This window comes from Thalassospira lohafexi, from assembly GCF_002844275.1.
GTDB classification, from domain to species: domain Bacteria; phylum Pseudomonadota; class Alphaproteobacteria; order Rhodospirillales; family Thalassospiraceae; genus Thalassospira; species Thalassospira lohafexi.
This window is the reverse complement of the sequence record NZ_NXGX01000003.1, coordinates 142,153-159,587: the sequence shown is the minus strand read 5'-3', so window position 1 is coordinate 159,587 and position 17,435 is coordinate 142,153. Positions and strand designations below refer to the sequence as shown.

Here is a 17,435-nt window from a genome sequence, read left to right as displayed (position 1 = left end):
GAGGAACAGATGCTTACAATACAAACAACCAAAAAACTGATACTCGCCGGCGCCGCCGCCATCCTTATGAGCAACTCTGCAATCGCAGCAGAGATGACGCTCAAGCTTGGTCACTTGGCCAACGAACAGAACGCCTGGCACAAGGCCGCCGTAAAATTTGGCGAGGAGCTTTCAACCCTCACCGATGGCCGTATTGAAGTTCAGGTCTTCCCGAATGAAACGCTTGGCAAGGAAATTGATCTGATCAACGGCATGCAGCTTGGTGCCGTCGATATGACAATTACCGGTGAAAGCCTTCAGAACTGGGCACCAAAGGCAGCACTTCTTGCCGTGCCTTACGCTTATAAAACGCTTGAAGACATGGATGCTGTTGCCAGTGGTGAAATCGGTGATCAAATTGAACAGCAGATCATCGAAAAGGCCCGCATCCGTCCAATCGCCTATTTTGCCCGTGGTCCTCGTAACCTGACATCCAACCGCGCGATCAAGTCTCCCGATGATTTGGATGGCCTGAAAATGCGCGTTCCAAACGTTCCGCTGTTCGTTGATGTTTGGAAGTCGCTGGGGGCACAGCCAACACCAATGGCGTTCTCCGAGGTCTTCACCTCCTTGCAGGCTGGTACCATCGACGCACAGGAAAACCCATTGGCGCTGATTGAATCGGCAAGCTTCGACGAAGTCCAGAAATTCGTGAACAAGACCGAGCATGTCCGTTCGTGGATTTACCTGACCATCTCGGAAATCACCTGGGCTAAATTGTCGGATGCTGACAAGGACGCCGTCATGGAAGCCGCAAAACGCGCCCAAGCCTATGAGCGTGATCTGTTTGCTGCCGACGAGGAACGTCTGACAGAAGAACTGCAGTCCAAGGGCATGACCTTTGTCGAAATCGACAAAGAAGCCTTTGCGTCGAAGGCCAAAGACGCTGTTTTGGCAAATGTCTCCGACGAAATCCGTCCGATTGTCGAAGATCTTTTCGCAAACTGAGTATTGCCGGTTCGGCCGCGTGATTGCGGCCGAACCTTTTCCGACGGGGAAGTAACGTGCTTTCAGCCAGATTATACGCGTTCATCATTGCACTTTGCCGGGTTGGAACAGGGGCCGCTTTCGGTCTTCTGATCTTTACTGTTCTGACACAGGTATTTTCGCGGACCTTTTTGCCCAGTTCTCCGGTCTGGACAGAAGAACTCACCCGTTATGCGCTTCTGTTTCTTGCCGCCTTCGGGGTTGGGCTGTCGTTTCGCAATGGTGATCTGGTCAATGTCGACATCGTTTGCGATTTGCTGCCGTTGCCGATCCAGCGTTGGCTGATGTTTGTTTCCGCAGCACTCACCGCCGGGTTCTGTCTGGTCTTGTTGTTTCCGGCATGGATGTTCGTTTCCATTGGTGTCCTTCAGACGTCGCCGGCACTTGGAGTTCGGATGGATTTCATTCACGCCGTTGTTTTCATTTTACTTGCCGTTCTCGGACTTTTCGCGGTTCTGCGCATGATCCGGATCATCGCCGGCGTTTCTGATGGAAAAGCCGAAGATACGACAAAGGACTTCCCATGAGCCTTGCAATTCTATTTGGCGTTTTTGCCCTCGGCCTTGTCATTGGCCTTCCCGTTGCCGTGACACTGGGTCTGTCCTCGCTGTGCTATCTTCTGCTTGAAGGCATCCCGCTTGTCGTTATCCCGCAAAAGCTCTTTGCGGGCATGGATGTGTTTGTCCTGCTGTGTATTCCGGGCTTTATCCTTGCCGGAAATCTGATGAATGGCGGGGGTATCACACCGCGCATTGTGCGTTTCGCCAATGCCATGGTCGGCTGGATGCGGGGCGGCCTTGGCCTGACCAACGTGACCGGATCAATGCTGTTTGGCGGCATTTCCGGAACGGCGGTTGCGGACGCGGCATCAATTGGCGGGATGATGATCCCGGGCATGATCCGTGCCGGATATACCCCGGCGTTTTCCGCGGCAGTAACGGCGGCATCATCAACCGTCGGACCGATTATTCCGCCCAGCATGCCGATGATCATTGTTGGCGCGCTGTCGGGCATTTCCGTTGGCAAGATGTTTATCGCCGGTGCCATCCCGGGCATTCTGATGGGGCTTGCAATGATGGTGACCTGCTACATCATTGCCGTAAGACGCAATTTCCCCCACCAACCCTGGCAGGGCTTTGGCGAGCTTGCCCGTTCCTTTACCGGTGCCTTCTGGGCGCTTGCGATGACGGGCCTGATCATTGGCGGATTGCTCAGCGGCATTGTCACCCCGACCGAAACGGCTGTGATTGCCAGTCTCTATGCCTTGATCGTTGGTTGTTTTGTTTATCGCGAACTGCCTTTGCGTAAAGTACCGAAAATTGTCATCGACAGTGCGGTGACTGCGGCGGCCATTCTCGCACTTGTCGGGCTGGCAAATGTCTTTGGCTGGATACTGGTGTCGGAACGCATTCCGCAGATGATTTCAGATGCGGTCTTGTCTGTGACCGATAACAAATATGCCGTGATCTTGCTGATCAATCTGGTTTTGCTGATTGTTGGCATGTTCATGGAAACGATTGCCGCCTTGATCATCCTGTTCGTGCCGCTTCTGACCCTTGCGACCAATGTTGGCGTCGATCCGATCCACTTCGCGGTGTTTGCTGTTTTGAACCTGATGATTGGTCTGACAACGCCGCCGGTGGGCATTTGCATGTTCATCTGCGCGAACATCGCCAAGGCGCCGGTCACCACCGTGATCCGGGCACTTGCACCGTTCCTGTTGACCAATATCACGATCCTGTTTCTTGTTTCCTATATTCCGGCGCTGTCAACCTGGCTGCCGTCCTTGATGGAGTAACCGATGCAAACACGTGTTTGCCGTTTGTATGGCCAAGATGATCTTCGTATCGATACCGAAGCCACCCTCGATCCGATCAAGGATGAAGTGCTTGTCCGTGTGGGGGCCGGTGGCGTGTGCGGATCGGACATGCATTACTACTTCGAAGGCGGGATCGGCCAGATCCGGGTGCGCGAACCGATCATCCTTGGCCATGAAGCCGCCGGAACAATTGTCGCACTTGGTCCGGATGTCAGCGGACTGTCTGTTGGGCAAAAGGTTGCCATCAATCCAAGTCATCCATGCGGCACATGCCGTTATTGCCAGCAGAACTTGCAACAGCATTGCCTGAACATGAAGTTCTTCGGGTCCGCCATGCCCATGCCCCATATTCAGGGGGCGTTTCGCGATCTGGTCAATGTTGGGCAGGGCCAATGTTTTGCCATTGGCGATCAAACCGATATCGGCCGGGCTGCCTGTGCAGAACCCCTTGCGGTCTGTCTGCATGCCGTCGCCCGTGCTGGTGATCTTTCAGGTAAAAGGGTCCTGATTACCGGGGCTGGACCGATTGGCAGTCTTTGTGCGGCGGCGGCTAAGCTTGCCGGGGCAGCTGAAATTGTCGTGACCGACTTGCAGGACTTTGCCTTGGATGTGGTGCGAAAAATGGGGGCAACCCGGACAATCAATATTGCCAAAGCCGCTGACGAGCTCACACCTTACGAAGCCGAAAAGGGGCAGTTTGACGTGTGTCTGGAATGTTCTGCTGCGCCTGCCGCATTGCGCACAGCCATCAGCACCCTGCGCCCGCAGGGTATTCTTGTGCAGGTCGGTGTTGCCGGTGAAATGCCCGTACCGTTCAATCCGCTGGTTGCCAAGGAAATCACGATTACCGGGACCTTCCGTTTCAGCACCGAATTTGCCGAGGCTGTTGGCATGATTGATCGTGGTGAAATTGATGTCGCACCGATCATCACCCAGACCTTCCCGCTCGAAACCGCCAAAGAGGCCTTTGAAGTTGCGCGGGATCGCAGCAAATCGGTAAAGGTTCAATTGGCATTTGCCAGCTGATGCGGCGGTGTTGTCGGCAACAATATCTCTGCCCGCGCGTGGCTTGAATTTTCCAGCGCTGCGTTGAAAATGAACCGCATAAAATCAAAACGGGCCCGCACATGCAGGCCCGTTTTTTTATGCGTGATCAACGTTGATCGGGCTTACCCGACCACGTTGAAATCCGGGCCATAGGGGTACCCGGTGATGTTTTCATTGCCATCCTCGGTGATGACAAGAATGTCATGCTCGCGGTAGCCACCCGCACCCGGTTTCCCGTCGGCAATGGTCAGCATCGGTTCCATGCTGATCACCATGCCCGGTTTAAGCACCGTGTCGATATCCTCGCGCAGCTCAAGCCCGGCTTCGCGGCCATAATAATGCGACAGCACGCCAAAGCTGTGGCCATAGCCAAAAGTGCGATATTGCAAAAGGTCGCGTTCCGCGAAAAAGGCGTTGATCTTTTCTGTCACCGCCGCACAGGACGCCCCGGGTTTAAGCAACGACATGCCATATTCATGCGCCCCGACATTGGCCTGCCAGATTTTCAGGCTGGCGTCATCGACCTCACCGACAAACAAGGTCCGCTCAAGGGCGGTGTAATAGCCCGAAATCATCGGAAAGGTATTCAGCGACAGGATATCGCCACGCTGGAGTTTGCGCGCCGTGACGGGATTGTGCGCACCATCGGTATTGATGCCCGACTGGAACCACACCCACGTATCGCGATATTCCGCATCGGGGAATCGTTTGGCGATTTCAAGTTCCATGGCATCACGCCCGGCCATGGCCACATCAATCTCGCGCACACCTTCCCTGATGGCATCGCGAATGGCATAGCCCCCCACATCGGCCACCTGTGCCCCGCTTCGGATCAGGGCGATTTCGGCGGGTGATTTGTGCATGCGCTGACGCATGGTGTCGGCGGTGATGTCCCGGCTGCTGGCGGGGTTAAGAAACTCGTCAAGCAACGCCTTTTGCGCAAGGCTAAGATGATCGCCCTCATAGCCGACAACTTTGCCAACCCCGGTAACAGACCGAACCGCGCGCCAGTAGTTATGTCGCTGCCAGTCGGTATAGGTAATGTTATCGCCATGGCACCGGCGCCACGGTTGGGCTGCATCAATGCCCGCACTGATCGTGACAGTGTCGGTTGGTGTGACGACCAGCGCATAAGGCCGCCCAAACGCGCAATACAAAAAGCCGGAATAATAAGCAATGTTATGCATCGAGGTGAAAACGCACGCGTCAACACCGCACGCGGCCATGATGGTGCGCAATTTGGCAAGGCGCGCCTCATATTCTGACGCCGCAAACGGCAGAATGCGGTCACCTTGATGGAAACGGTAAAATTCTGGGCGATCCATTCGCAAAATCTCCTTATCGGCGCTGCCTCAAAGGGGATGAGACCTCCCCCTGTCTTGACAACGACAAAGCAAGATCCCGGCGTTCAGGATGTGTATGGGTGATGTCGGGCGCGCATTTCACGCTGGCGACGCCATCGCCTGCCCTGCTGATCTTATCGGGGATTGTGCGCCAATCTGGCAAGAGAAATCCGCCGGTCATGACGCAACCGGTTCCCTTCGGGAGGGTGTGGCGACGATTTTCGATACGTTCGTATGGTTAATTGTCATGGTTAAAGTATTTTCTTAACAGCTTGTCGCTTTACTGTTGGGGAACAATATAAAATACGGGCAATTTACGGAATTTTGGCGTGGCCGAGGAAGACGAAGACCATACAGGCGGTGGGCAATCAGCAGCCAATTCCGCAATGCAGAAAATAGCCGAACGCGAAATGCGGATTATACGGCGGCGCATGCGGCGTCGGCGCATGATCACAATCGGCTTTTGCCTGACGCTGGTCGTGGGATCGCTGTTTGGCATTATGTATTCCATTCAGTCCAACCTCGATCTCAGCCGCAACATGATCCGCAGCCCGCAAGTCCGTATTCTGGGCTATGACGGGGCGTTGCTGGAAACCGTCGAGGGGCGCTACAGTCAGGATGTCTCGCTGACAACCATTCCCGAACGGGTGCAAAACGTCTTTGTCGCGGCAACCGATCCGAACTTCTTTAATCACATGGGCGTTTCCGGCCGTGATTTCGCCCGGATCTTTAGCGGTGACCCCGGATCGGGGTCGACCATCACGATGAAGGTTGCGCGAACCTTCTTTAAGACCAAAGCCAACAATGCGGGACGCCATTTTCAGGAATTCCTCGTCGCACTTTGGCTGGAAATGAAATTCAGCAAAAAGACCATCCTGCGCAGCTACCTTGAACGCAGCTATATCGGGCGGGGCATTTTTGGCATTACCGCGGCATCACGCCTTTGGTACGGCGGCCCGGCAGAGCGCATAACCCTGCATCAGGCCGCCGTTCTGGCCGCCGCCATGAGCGATCCTGTTAAATTCGATCCGCTTTTGCATTCCAGTGAAACCGCCGCGGAAGCCAACGATATTCTGGCAAAACTGGGTCAGTACAAATTCATCGAAAAGGATCGGGTTTCCGCCCTGACCTTGCTTGAGCCAAAGCTCGATGTTCAATACGAAGAACATGTTGTCTCGGGCTATCTGGTCGACATGGTTCTTGAAGAAGTCGCCGATATTGTCGGATACAGCAGCCGCGATATCGATGTTGTCACCAGCATTGATCTTAAGGTGCAAAAGCTCGCCCAGGATGTCGTGCGCGAGGTTTCCGAGATTCGCATCAAACCCAAGGGTGCCAATCAAACCGCCCTTATTTCCATCAGCCCGGATGGGCGTATTCGCGCGATCATCGGTGGGGCGAATTACAGCCCGTTTCAGCGCAACCGGGCAACCGACGTGCGGCATTTGCCCGGCCGGATGATTAAAATCGCCACCTATTATTATGCGCTAAACCAAAACAGCGATCCGGCCCAATGGGTTCGGGACAATCGCATGGCGGTTGCCGGGTGGCGGCCGATCAATCCTGATCACGAATATATGGGCCAGATTTCACTGCGCGAAGCCTTCGTCCGTGATGTCAATACCGTGCCAACAACCCTTGCCGATCACTACGGCTTGCTTGATGTGCGTGATTACATCCATGCGATTGGTGTCAAAAGTCCGCTTTCAACAGATATCCGAACCGTGGTCGGTCTTGATCCGGTAACGATGGGCGAAATTGCCGCCATTCACACATTGCCGCAAAATTCCGGCAAACCGGCTCAGATGACGGTGATCAACCGCGTGTCGTATAGCGGAACTGACGAAGCCGCGCTGTATCAGCGCGAAGATCTGGTTCAGGAAAAAAGACTAACCGACGAGGCCATTCAGGGCTCATATGTGCTTTACGCCAGTGTGACCGATCCGCAAGTAAGGCTGGACCGGCCCTTTGCCGGGTATGGCACGGTCGCGGGTGGGGGGTCGGATGCGTGGTATGTCGGGTTTACATCTGATCTGACCACGGTGGTCTGGGCTGGCAATGACGATAACAGTAGAATGGCCGTGCGCGGGGATGTAGAGCTTGCGTCTTTGTGGCGGTTATTTATGCTTGATGCGCATGATGGTCTGGCCATCCGTTCAATGATCCGTGCATCATCGCAGCGACGTCGGGAAAACGACGGGGTGAACGATCTGTGGAAGCGCGACCTGAACGGCAATAATTGATAAAACCGTCGCAAAGCGGGGAGACGGGGGACTCCCTCCTCGGTTGGGGCATAACAATATAAAAAACGCCGGTTAACGCGGCGACTTCGTCTGTCTGGCCGTTGGGACATATGTCCCGATGATGTCCACGAGACGGATCGAGTTGCCGTGCGCTCGTATCTGACCAAAAGGTGCATTTGTGGCCCAAAGAGAATTTAAAAGACGGCAAAGCGTCCGCAAGGGCGCGGCCGCCAAAGGATCCAAAACGAAAAAACGCGTCAGCAGCGCTGGAAAGCGCAAAGGCAGTTTGTTTTCGCGCATGGGCGATTTGATCCCCGGGCCAGAGGCCATTGCACGTTTCATCGTCCTTGGCAGCATCTGGGTCATGGTGCTTGGCGGTGGTGTCGTGGCTTATTACGGGTACGGGCTGCCCGACAAAGTCAGTTTTGATGTCGCCAGCGAACGCAAACCATCGATCCGTATCATCAGTATAGATGGCGCAACACTTGCCACCTATGGCAACCGCTATGGCAATCCGGTCGAAGTACGTGATTTGCCCGATTATGTCGGTCAGGCGTTCGTTTCCATCGAAGACCGCCGGTTTTACGATCATTTTGGCATCGACATCATCGGTATTTTACGCGCAACCTGGGCCAACCTGACAGCAGGCCGGATTACCGAAGGCGGCAGCACAATTACCCAGCAGCTCGCCAAAAACCTGTTTCTGTCCCCCGAACGCAGCTTTGGCCGCAAGATCGAAGAAGTCCTTCTGGCGATCTGGCTTGAATTCAAATTCGACAAACAGCAAATCCTGTCGCTGTATCTTAACCGGATTTATTTCGGATCAGGTCTGTACGGGATTGATGCGGCCGCGCGCCACTACTTTGGCACCGATCCACGGCGCTTGAACCTCTATGAGGCGGCTGTTCTGGCCGGCCTGCCCAAGGCACCAAGTCGCTACAATCCGATGGTTGATCCGGTTCAGGCCGCGGAGCGCGCCAATCTTGTGCTTGATGCCTTGGTGTCGACCGGGGCGCTCAACAAGGCGCGCGCAGACCGGGCCAAACAAACCCGCGTACGCACCGCGCGCAAGGCAAATACAGGACCGGGTGTGCGCTATTTCTCCGACTGGGTTCTTGATCGTGTGCGCGATTATGTCGGCTATGTCGATCAGGACCTTCAGGTCCACACCACGCTTGATTCCCGTCTTCAGGAAGTTGCTGAATTCAACCTTGAACGTGCGCTTACAAGCCCCGGTGCGGTGCAAAAACGTGTCGGTCAGGCCGCCCTTCTGGCAATGACCCCTGATGGGGCGGTGCGTGCGCTTGTTGGCGGACGGGACTATTTCGAAAGTCAGTATAACCGTGTGACGCAAGCCCGCCGTCAACCCGGATCGGTGTTTAAACTCTTTACCTATCTGGCTGGGCTGGACAACGGTTTGGGCTCGAACGACTGGATGCGCGATATCGAAATTTCGATCAATGGCTGGGAGCCGCGGAACTTTGATCGCAAACACCACGGCACCATGTCCATTCGTGATGCGCTTGCGACCTCAAACAACTCGATTGCGGTGCAGCTTGCCATGGAAGTCGGCTTGGACAAGGTCATCCAGAAGGCACGCGATATGGGCGTGTCCTCAACCTTAAACAGAGAACCGAGCCTTGCCCTTGGCACCAGCGAAGTTTCGATGCTGGAACTTACCGGTGCCTATGCCATCGTCGCCAATGGCGGTTTTTCGGTGTTCCCGCACGCCGTCAGCAAGATCACCGGACGGAGCGGCGAGGTCTTATATCAACGCACGGATGATTTCCCGTCGCGCCTGATGAACCCGCTGCATGCCGGTGAAATGAACAATATGCTGGCCTCTGTCATTGCCAAGGGCACGGGCCGCAACGCGATTATTGACCGGCCCGCTGCCGGAAAAACCGGCACGACATCGGATTATCGCGATGCGTGGTTCATTGGATATACCGCGGAATTGGTGGCCGGTGTCTGGATGGGCAATGATGATGGCAGTCCGATGGATGAAGTCACCGGCGGTGATCTCCCCGCCAAGTTGTGGCACGACTTCATGCTGCATGCCCATCAGAATTTGCCGGTCCGATCCCTTGGCAAAGCCGCCTTGGCCCGGTCGAAAAAAATGGGCGAAGATGACAGCTGGCGCGATTTCACCGCCGGTTACAGCTCGGGCAATGAAAAGCAATAATCGGGCGCAAAAGTTTTTGCACCTTTATCGCCGATATCGACTCACAGGCGGTCTTCTTGGGGCTGTCTGTGAGCGGCCTCATATCTAACCCGCCCGGCATTGCCGCGAAGGCGGGAATATATCTCGATTTCAACGGGTTATAGATTCGGACCGGACCAAAAAGGGGAGGCAGGTTTATTTTTTCCTCTTTCCGCTAAAAGAAAATGAGGAAAAGGTGACTGTCCCCTTTTCGTGATGAGATTTGGAGGGGCGGATAATGAAGCTAACTTCTTTTAGAATCAGAAGGTTTCTAACCGCTATTCTTTTGTCTGTGTTGATCATAGGCGGAGGAACGCAAACAAGTTTCGCAAAATGGTCGGATGGAAGAATCCCTGTTTTTACGCCCAGTGATTTTTCGATCAGTAATAAGTTTCGTGGTATTTATTACGTCTTCAATTTTAAAAAAGAAAATAACGGCAATATGGCAGAATTAACATATTCTGAATGCGGCGCCGAAGTATGTAAGTTTAGGTTTTCTTATAATGGAATGAATTCAGAATTATTTATTGTAGATCGTGAGGATAGTAATACTTATTTGGATCTTCATATTGGGTTTTTCAAATTTTCGCATCATTCGGGAGCATATGACGGCGATAGTCAAAGTCAGTTTCTTCTGCTCCGTATGTACATCAATTCAGTAATGAAGAAAGATTTTGGAATTGGATATATAGGTATCGCTTACTGTAAAGAATTAGATGTGTGTTGGCATATTGAAGATGTCGTGAAAAGAAATTCAATTAATTACGATTTCTATGAAAAAACGATAGAAGATTTATCCAGATACAAATCTGGAAATGAAGTTATTTTTGAAAATATTAACAAAGCATTTTATTTTTTGAACTCCCTTTCTGATACGCAACGAGATGATAATCGTTAATAAATTGATTGAAAATCGGACCTGTTTATTGCTTTAGCACTCCACCTCAAGCCATATTTAGATTATTTTATATCCCAGAAAAGAGGGGTTGTACCCTTTTCCTTTCGTGATTTCATGCTCCATGCGCACCAAACCCTGCCGGTCCGCTCCCTTGGCAAGGCTGCCTTGGCCCGGTCGAAAAAAAATGGGCGAAGATGACAGCTGGCGCGATTTCACCGCTGGTTACAGCTCGGGCAATGAAAAGCAGTAACCGGGCGCTTTCCTGCGATATCAAAAGGGGCACTGTCCCCTTTTTGACTGGAGTATGTACTCGGGCCGATGTTGCGGTATCGGGATGAGAGTTTGAGGGAAATATGAGAGCTTATTTTTTCCATATCATAAAGTCAGTTCCGTTGACTTCATTGATTTTTTTGTACTTTTACATTGGAGTTGGGAATTTTTGGCTTGGTGTGTTTTTTGGGATGATTTTTTTTGTAGTATCTTTGTTATACTACTTGATTTTATTTAAGGTATTTACGGAAAGCTTAATGAGTATTGCGGCAATAGACGTGGTTCTTGTGGTTCTGGTGTTTGCAGTTTTTGGGTTTATGATTTCTTGGTACACTTTTAAATTCTTGCTGTTAGCAATTTTTGTTCAAATTTTATCTTCAGTAATTGTTCGCCTGATCTTTAATCGTCTAAAACTTCAAATTGATTAAAGAGAAATTTCTATGTGGTTTAAGTTGTATATGCGGCAAAAGAAAATTGTAAAAGGGGACTGTCCCTTTTTCCTGATGTGAGGAGAAGAAATATGATGCCTCAGAAATTAATGAATATCTTTGGTCTGTTATTGAGTTTTTCTTATATAGTATATGGGTCTTTTTTTGATTTCAGTCAAAATATTTTAATTCATTTATTTATTATAACAGTAGCATTAATGATGAGATTTGACCGATTGTTTTTTGTAAACGCCAATCCGTTATTTTTATCAAAAAAATTAAATTCATTTAATTGGAAGGTTTCTCTTCCTTGTACTGTTTTTACTTTAATTTTGTTGATATTGGCGGGAACAGATTTTCAAATATATTTTCCACTTATGTTTATGTGCATTTTAAATATGCGTGTTTATCTAGAGTTGTTCTTGCACCATCGGAATCCAGAAAAATACACATAGCTGCACATCGAAATTTTTTTGATTCTTTTTCTTGTACGCAAAAAAGGGGACAGGTTTATTTTTTCTTCTCTCCGCTAAAAGCACAAAAAAAGACCGGCATCGTTTTCACGAACCGGTCTAAGTTTGGTTTGCTTTGGCTGCACCAACTTGGGGGGCGATGCAGCCAGGGAGTTCTCACCTGTCGGGGGGCGCATTAACTCAGGGAAGAGGGTGGATCACCCCTGATGCACCGCACCCGATTGGGACAGGGATATGACCCTGTCCCATGGCGAGGATATCAGGCCGCAACGGCCTGATCGGTGAGCGCTTCGAGGAAGTCCAGACATTCCTCGATTTGCGAAATTTCGATAAATTCATTGGGTTTATGGGCCTGCTTGATGCTGCCCGGACCGCAAATGATCGACGGGATGTTGCCCTGCTTTTCAAACACCCCGCCTTCGGAGCCATAAGACACCTTGCCCGAAATTTCGGGGATGATGTTGCTGACCAGCTCAAAGCCCGGTGCATCGGTGCAATCGCCCATCCCCGGATAGGAAAAGATCTTTTCCCATGCAAATCCGGTTTCCGGTTCCTTGGTCTTCATTTCGACGTCCAGCGTTTCCATGATGGCTTGCTGGATGTCGGCAATCACCGCTTCGGCGTCATGTTCGGGCAGATGGCGAATTTCAAAGGTGAATTCGCAATGATCGGGCGTCACATTGGTGGCTGTGCCGCCGCCAATTGTCGTGGTCAGCATGGTGCTGTGCGGGACGGTGAAATCATCGTCAAACGGACCGTTTTCTTCGAAATCACGGGCCTTGTCAGCGATCATGTTGATCGCGCGGCTGGCATATTCGATGGCATTGACATGGTTGGGCGCAAACGAGCTGTGCCCGGCTGTTCCCGTCACGGTCACGCGCATGGAATATTTGCCCTTTTGACCGTTGATGACCTTCATGTCGGTCGGCTCACCAATCACGGCAATACGCGGCGGGGTCTCCATAGCGGCCAAATGATCGACCATTGATCCAACCCCGATACAGCCGACTTCTTCGTCATAGGACAGGCAAAGATGGATCGGGATCGCAAGATCGCGTTTGACCAGTTCAGGGATCATCGCCAGCGCACAGGCCGAAAAGCCCTTCATGTCGGCCGATCCGCGACCAAACAGCTTGCCGTCACGTTCGGTCAGTTCAAACGCCGGGCTGATCCAGCTGTTTTCCAACGCGGGCACGACATCGGTATGCCCCGAAAGGGCAATGCCCGGAACGCCTTTGGGTCCGATGGTGGCAAGCAGGTTGGCCTTTTCACCGGTTTCGTCATGAAACAGGGTACTTTCGATGCCATATTGTGCCAGATAGTCGCGAACAAAATGGATCAGACCGAGATTCGAGTTTTTGCTCGTGGTGTCAAACGCGACCAGCTTGCCAAGCAGATCAATGGCATGATGGAGGCGGGACATATTGGGTTTGCTCATTTTATGTTTCTCGTTTCTCGGATCAGGAAGCCGACTGCGCCGATGCGCGACGGTCACGCCATTTCTTCCATTCACGACGAATGGTCAAAGTGACAAACAGAATGGTCAGGATGAAGAAGCCCCATGAAATCCAGGACTGGAAGAAGACACCAAGATCACCGCGCGAAATCGCAAGCGACCGGCGCATATTGTCTTCAAACATCGGGCCAAGGATAAAGGCGATCAGGAACGGGGCGGCCGGGATGTTCAGCAACATCATGGCAAAGCCGACAATACCCATCACCAGCAGAACCGTGACGTCAAACGGGCTGGCGCCGATGGAATAGATGCCATAAACGCACAGGATCAGGATGCAGGGCAGCAGCAAGGTCTGGGGAATGCGCGAAATCTTGGTAAAGGCACCTGCCGTCAGCTTGCCTGCGATAAACAGGAACAGCGAACTAAACAGCATGCCGATAAACAGCGAATAAACCTCGCCAAGGTTGTTCTGGAACAAAAGCGGTCCCGGGGTCAGGCCGTGGATCATAAACGCACCCAGCATCACGCCCGTAATCACATCGCCCGGCACACCAAGGGCCAGAAGCGGGATCATGGTCGCACCACAGGCGCCGTTATTGGCCGATTCTGATGCGGCGATGCCTTCCAGTTCGCCTTCGCCAAACTTGTCACCGTTTTTCGATGTCCGGCGCGCTTCGCTATAGGAGAAAAAGGCCGCCGTTGACGGGCCAATGCCCGGAATGGCGCCAAGGATCACGCCAATGACCGACCCCCGGCAAATCGATTTGATCGATCCACGGAATTCCGAAAGGGTCAGGCGGTTATCGCCAAGCTTCATCGCCTGACTGTTGTCTTCCGGGCGGAACACGATCATTTTGATCAGTTCAGGCAGGGCAAACAGGCCAATCAGAACCGGCACCATGCCAAGGCCTGATTTCATATCTTCGGAAAGTGCAAACCGGTACGACCCATAGATGTCTTCGCCAACCGTTGCCAGCAACAGACCAAGACAGGCGGCAATGATGCCCAAAACCAGCGAACGGCCGGAAATACTCGCCACGATGGTCAGCGAAAACGCCATCAGCATAAAGAATTCCGGCGGACCAACGCGCAGCGCAAACATCGCCAAAGGCATGGCAAGGAAGAACAGCGAAATGTTCGAAATAAAGTCGCCGATACAGCTTGAAATCAGCGCCATGTTCAGCGCCTTGCCACCTTTGCCCGCACGGGCCAGCGGGTAACCGTCAAGAACGGTACAGGCGGCGGATGCGGTGCCGGGCGTCTTGATCAGGATGGCCGAAATCGACCCGCCATAGGTTGACCCTTTATAGAGCGCCACCAAAAGCAAAAGACTGGTCACCGGCGGCAGATAAAACGTAAACGGCAGTGCGAGTGTCACGGCCATCGTCCCGGTCATGCCCGGGATGGCGCCAATAATCACGCCCCCCCAAATTCCGGCAAACATCGCCAGAAAGTTCGGTAACGTTGCCACAGACTGGAAGGCGAAAAGCAATTCATTCCACATAACGATGGGGCTTTCGATCAGATCAGGGTTACGAGGTCAGAAAGGCTGCCAGAAAGACTGCCAGAAAACAGCATGCCTTCGGGGAAGGGCGTATGGGTGACTTCGGTAAAAAGCAGATACAGCAAAACCGGGAAAATGATCGTCAGACCAATCATCCAGAACTTGTTGCCGAAATTACCTGTCATCAGGAACAAAATGCCCAGCAAAAGAACGGTTGCCGGCACAAAACCGATCACCGGCAGGCCATAAACAAAGGCGACAAACAGAACCAGCAACAAGGCAAAACGGGTTATGAAAACCTTGTTTCGGTTCACATAGAAACCAAGGCTTGTGACCTGCTCACCGCTGGCTTTGCGCGATTTTGGAAAGGCCAGGACAAGGGCCAGAATGCCCATGACAAGGCCAATCACGCCAACAACGCGCGGCCACATATCAGGTGGCGGGGCAAAGCCGGGAATGAAAGACGGAACCTTCACATAGATCGGGATCAGAACGAACAGGACGATGGCAAAGAATACCGTCGCGACCAGTCCAGCGTAGAAATCGCGATTTTGGTTCATGGTTCCGTCTCGCATTTAAAGTCGAAAATTACAGGACGTTAAAAAAAACGCCTTACTGGATGTAGCCGAACTTTTTGGCCATGCCGTTATAAAGTTCGAACTGGCTTTTGACGTAAGCCGACGGATCGTCATCACCGATGACCGAGGTCGAGCCACGTTTCGCTGCAAGGTCGAGCCACTGTTCGTCGGTTGCAACATTGCCAAGGACTTCGGTCCATTTTGCTACAACATCTTCCGGAAGACCTTTAGGCGCATACAGACCGCTCCAGCCGCCAACCTGACCAGCTTGCGCATAGCCGAGTTCTTTGGCTGTCGGGACGTCCGGCAGGGCTGCCATACGTTTTGGCGAATAGACCATCAGCGGACGCATTTTACCGGCTTCGATGTGGGGCATCAGGGAGCCAGCGGCAATTGCGAGGAAGTCAACGTGACCGCCAAGAAGGGCTGCGGCCAACGCAGAGCCGCCTTTGTATGGCACGAGGGTGGATGCGGTCAGCGGGTCAAGATCAAGATCAGACAGAAGTGCCTGAACCGAGAAGCCATCAATCGCGGTGGGGCCGGATGCGGCATAGGTGGTTGCGCCGTCGCTGTCTTTGATCTTGGCAATCAGATCATCAACGGTCTGGACGTCGGAATTGGCATTCACTGCCAGGATCATCGGGGTCGATTCGAGAATACCCAGGAAGGTGTAATCGTCCCATGCGACCGGGCTGTCTTCGTAGACTGCCGGATACAGCGCCATGCCAACGCGTGACAGCAAAAGGGTGTAACCATCGGGTTTCTGTTCGGTCACGAAACGGGCACCGTTCATGCCGCCATTGCCGGTCTTGTTGACAACCACAATCGGCTGTTCATCGGTGTAATGACGTGCGGTCTCGGCAAGTGCACGACCTGCCAGATCTGACGCACCACCGGCACCATAAGGCACAACAAGGGTAATGGCTTTTTGCGGATAGGCATCTGCCTGGGCGGTCGAAATCATGGTGGTTGTCGCAAGGATGGCGGCGGCTACGCCGGCTGCTTTTTTGAGCTTTTGAAACATTTTCATGTCTCCCTGGGTGGTGGTGGCAGTATTGCCGGAGCTCGATCTTTTCTTTTTGTATGCACCATCCATAGACAATCCATAACTGTTGGCGCAAAAAATTAATTCCAGTATAACTAATTTACATACTGAAAAAATGAGGCCGTCACATGAACCTGCGCGAGTTGGAAAGCTTCAATGCCTTTATGACCCATGGGTCGGTCACCAAGGCAGCACAGGCAATGAACATCAGCCAGCCAATGGTCAGCCGTTTGCTCAACAGCTTTGAAAAGTCTGTCGGATTTTCCTTGTTCAACCGCAAACGCAATCAACTGGTGCCGACCAATGAGGCCCATCAGTTTCATGTAACTGTCTTGCGGTCGCTGAACTCACTTCATGAAATTGAAACGCAGGCACGCGCGATTGCCAATGATCAGCTGGGCTCCATCCGCATCGCCGCACAGCCGATTTATGTCGATACCTATCTTCTTGATGTGGTGGCAAAATTCAAACTGGCCCACCCCAATGTCTCGATCAGCATCACCGACACCGGGCTTGAAGGCATGCTTGAAATGGTCACAACCCGGCAATGTGATCTGGGGATCGGCATTACCCTTGATCTGCAGGACCCCAATATGGTGGTCACCCCGCTCGCACAGTCACGTGCGGTCTGTTTGATGCCGGTGGGGCATCGGCTGGCCGGGTTTGAAACGATTGATATCGACCTTCTGCGCGGTGAACGCTTTGTCGAACTGTCGATCGGATCACCCTTGCGCACCAAAATCGACTATATTTTCCAGATTGCTGGCTGGCCGCGCAAAATCGCGGTCGAGGCCCGGACCATTCGCACCATTTCGCGCCTTGTCGAACGCAATGTCGGGATTGCGGTGATTGATCCGTTTGCCGCCTTGCTGGTCGATGAGACCAAGGTGGTTGCGCGCACCTTAACGCCGGTCATTGACTGGGACGTGGCATTGTTCACCGCATCACGTGAACTGAGCGCGGTCGAGAAAAGCTTCCTTGGATTCTTGCGGGCAGAATTACCCCATCTGCGTGAAAGCGGATGTGTGGTGTAACGAATAGTTTACAGCCCGATGTGGGCTGAAGGCTATTATTCATCTAAAATGAATAATGCGGATGATTA

General features: G+C 52.5%; 14 protein-coding genes. 9 read left to right on the top strand and 5 right to left on the bottom strand.

Going from position 1 to position 17,435, the window contains the following annotated elements:
* Positions 1 to 9 precede the first annotated feature (9 nt).
* The 4 genes from COO92_RS07670 to COO92_RS07655 are packed head-to-tail and all read left to right on the top strand — an operon-like array spanning position 10 to position 3,871.
* Positions 10 to 987, top strand: coding sequence for a TRAP transporter substrate-binding protein (locus tag COO92_RS07670; protein WP_101301167.1), 978 nt, complete (start codon positions 10 to 12; stop codon positions 985 to 987).
* Between the two features lie 56 nt (positions 988 to 1,043).
* Entirely contained in the window at positions 1,044 to 1,553 is a 510-nt protein-coding gene (locus tag COO92_RS07665) for a TRAP transporter small permease (protein WP_101301166.1), read from the top strand.
* Positions 1,550 to 2,824, top strand: coding sequence for a TRAP transporter large permease (locus tag COO92_RS07660; RefSeq protein ID WP_101301164.1), 1,275 nt, complete (start codon positions 1,550 to 1,552; stop codon positions 2,822 to 2,824). The genes COO92_RS07665 and COO92_RS07660 overlap by 4 nt, the downstream gene beginning before the upstream one ends.
* Before the next feature lie 3 nt (positions 2,825 to 2,827).
* Positions 2,828 to 3,871, top strand: a complete 1,044-nt coding sequence (locus tag COO92_RS07655; protein ID WP_101301163.1) for an L-idonate 5-dehydrogenase — start codon at positions 2,828 to 2,830, stop codon at positions 3,869 to 3,871.
* 143 nt (positions 3,872 to 4,014) lie between these two features.
* On the opposite strand, the gene COO92_RS07650 is transcribed toward COO92_RS07655, so the two are convergent.
* Positions 4,015 to 5,217: a M24 family metallopeptidase gene (locus COO92_RS07650; RefSeq protein ID WP_101301162.1), complete on the bottom strand. Its 1,203-nt coding sequence runs from the start codon at positions 5,215 to 5,217 to the stop codon at positions 4,015 to 4,017.
* Between the two features lie 347 nt (positions 5,218 to 5,564).
* Between COO92_RS07650 and COO92_RS07640 the strand changes: the two genes are divergently transcribed.
* The 4 genes from COO92_RS07640 (at position 5,565) to COO92_RS22050 (ending at position 11,277) form a co-directional block, all read left to right on the top strand.
* Entirely contained in the window at positions 5,565 to 7,478 is a 1,914-nt protein-coding gene (locus COO92_RS07640) for a transglycosylase domain-containing protein (protein ID WP_101301159.1), read from the top strand.
* Positions 7,479 to 7,776: 298 nt separating this feature from the next.
* Positions 7,777 to 9,663, top strand: coding sequence for a transglycosylase domain-containing protein (locus COO92_RS07635; protein WP_240626360.1), 1,887 nt, complete (start codon positions 7,777 to 7,779; stop codon positions 9,661 to 9,663).
* A 256-nt stretch (positions 9,664 to 9,919) separates the two neighbouring features.
* Positions 9,920 to 10,579, top strand: a complete 660-nt coding sequence (locus COO92_RS07630) for a hypothetical protein (RefSeq protein ID WP_101301155.1) — start codon at positions 9,920 to 9,922, stop codon at positions 10,577 to 10,579.
* A gap of 527 nt (positions 10,580 to 11,106) precedes the next feature.
* A complete protein-coding gene (locus COO92_RS22050; RefSeq protein ID WP_165792300.1) occupies positions 11,107 to 11,277 on the top strand; it encodes a hypothetical protein in 171 nt (56 codons plus the stop codon).
* A 732-nt stretch (positions 11,278 to 12,009) separates the two neighbouring features.
* Here COO92_RS22050 and argE read toward each other — a convergent pair.
* From argE to COO92_RS07600, 4 genes are read right to left on the bottom strand one after another with little or no spacing between them, the layout of a single operon-like run.
* Positions 12,010 to 13,188, bottom strand: a complete 1,179-nt coding sequence (gene argE / locus COO92_RS07615) for an acetylornithine deacetylase (protein ID WP_101301151.1) — start codon at positions 13,186 to 13,188, stop codon at positions 12,010 to 12,012.
* Positions 13,189 to 13,210: 22 nt separating this feature from the next.
* Positions 13,211 to 14,710, bottom strand: coding sequence for a tripartite tricarboxylate transporter permease (locus tag COO92_RS07610; RefSeq protein WP_101301150.1), 1,500 nt, complete (start codon positions 14,708 to 14,710; stop codon positions 13,211 to 13,213).
* 17 nt (positions 14,711 to 14,727) lie between these two features.
* Complete coding sequence (locus tag COO92_RS07605; RefSeq protein ID WP_101301148.1) at positions 14,728 to 15,270, bottom strand: tripartite tricarboxylate transporter TctB family protein; 543 nt, start codon at positions 15,268 to 15,270, stop codon at positions 14,728 to 14,730.
* 52 nt (positions 15,271 to 15,322) lie between these two features.
* Positions 15,323 to 16,312 carry a Bug family tripartite tricarboxylate transporter substrate binding protein gene (locus tag COO92_RS07600; protein WP_101301728.1) on the bottom strand — a complete coding sequence of 330 codons (990 nt, stop codon included), beginning with the start codon at positions 16,310 to 16,312 and terminating at the stop codon, positions 15,323 to 15,325.
* Between the two features lie 149 nt (positions 16,313 to 16,461).
* Here COO92_RS07600 and COO92_RS07595 point away from each other — a divergent pair, with 149 nt between their 5' ends.
* Positions 16,462 to 17,367, top strand: coding sequence for a LysR family transcriptional regulator (locus COO92_RS07595; RefSeq protein ID WP_101301146.1), 906 nt, complete (start codon positions 16,462 to 16,464; stop codon positions 17,365 to 17,367).
* The last annotated feature ends 68 nt before the right edge of the window (positions 17,368 to 17,435 follow it).

Bases quoted from the DNA above. Each gene is read 5' to 3' on its own strand.
- COO92_RS07670 (WP_101301167.1), top strand. From the start codon at position 10: ATGCTTACAATACAAACAACCAAAAAACTGATACTCGCCGGCGCCGCC.
- COO92_RS07660 (WP_101301164.1), top strand. From the start codon at position 1,550: ATGAGCCTTGCAATTCTATTTGGCGTTTTTGCCCTCGGCCTTGTCATT.
- COO92_RS07655 (WP_101301163.1), top strand. From the start codon at position 2,828: ATGCAAACACGTGTTTGCCGTTTGTATGGCCAAGATGATCTTCGTATC.
- COO92_RS07650 (WP_101301162.1), bottom strand. From the start codon at position 5,217: ATGGATCGCCCAGAATTTTACCGTTTCCATCAAGGTGACCGCATTCTG.
- COO92_RS07635 (WP_240626360.1), top strand. From the start codon at position 7,777: ATGGGCGATTTGATCCCCGGGCCAGAGGCCATTGCACGTTTCATCGTC.
- COO92_RS07630 (WP_101301155.1), top strand. From the start codon at position 9,920: ATGAAGCTAACTTCTTTTAGAATCAGAAGGTTTCTAACCGCTATTCTT.
- COO92_RS22050 (WP_165792300.1), top strand. From the start codon at position 11,107: ATGAGTATTGCGGCAATAGACGTGGTTCTTGTGGTTCTGGTGTTTGCA.
- argE (WP_101301151.1), bottom strand. From the start codon at position 13,188: ATGAGCAAACCCAATATGTCCCGCCTCCATCATGCCATTGATCTGCTT.
- COO92_RS07610 (WP_101301150.1), bottom strand. From the start codon at position 14,710: ATGTGGAATGAATTGCTTTTCGCCTTCCAGTCTGTGGCAACGTTACCG.
- COO92_RS07605 (WP_101301148.1), bottom strand. From the start codon at position 15,270: ATGAACCAAAATCGCGATTTCTACGCTGGACTGGTCGCGACGGTATTC.
- COO92_RS07600 (WP_101301728.1), bottom strand. From the start codon at position 16,312: ATGTTTCAAAAGCTCAAAAAAGCAGCCGGCGTAGCCGCCGCCATCCTT.
- COO92_RS07595 (WP_101301146.1), top strand. From the start codon at position 16,462: ATGAACCTGCGCGAGTTGGAAAGCTTCAATGCCTTTATGACCCATGGG.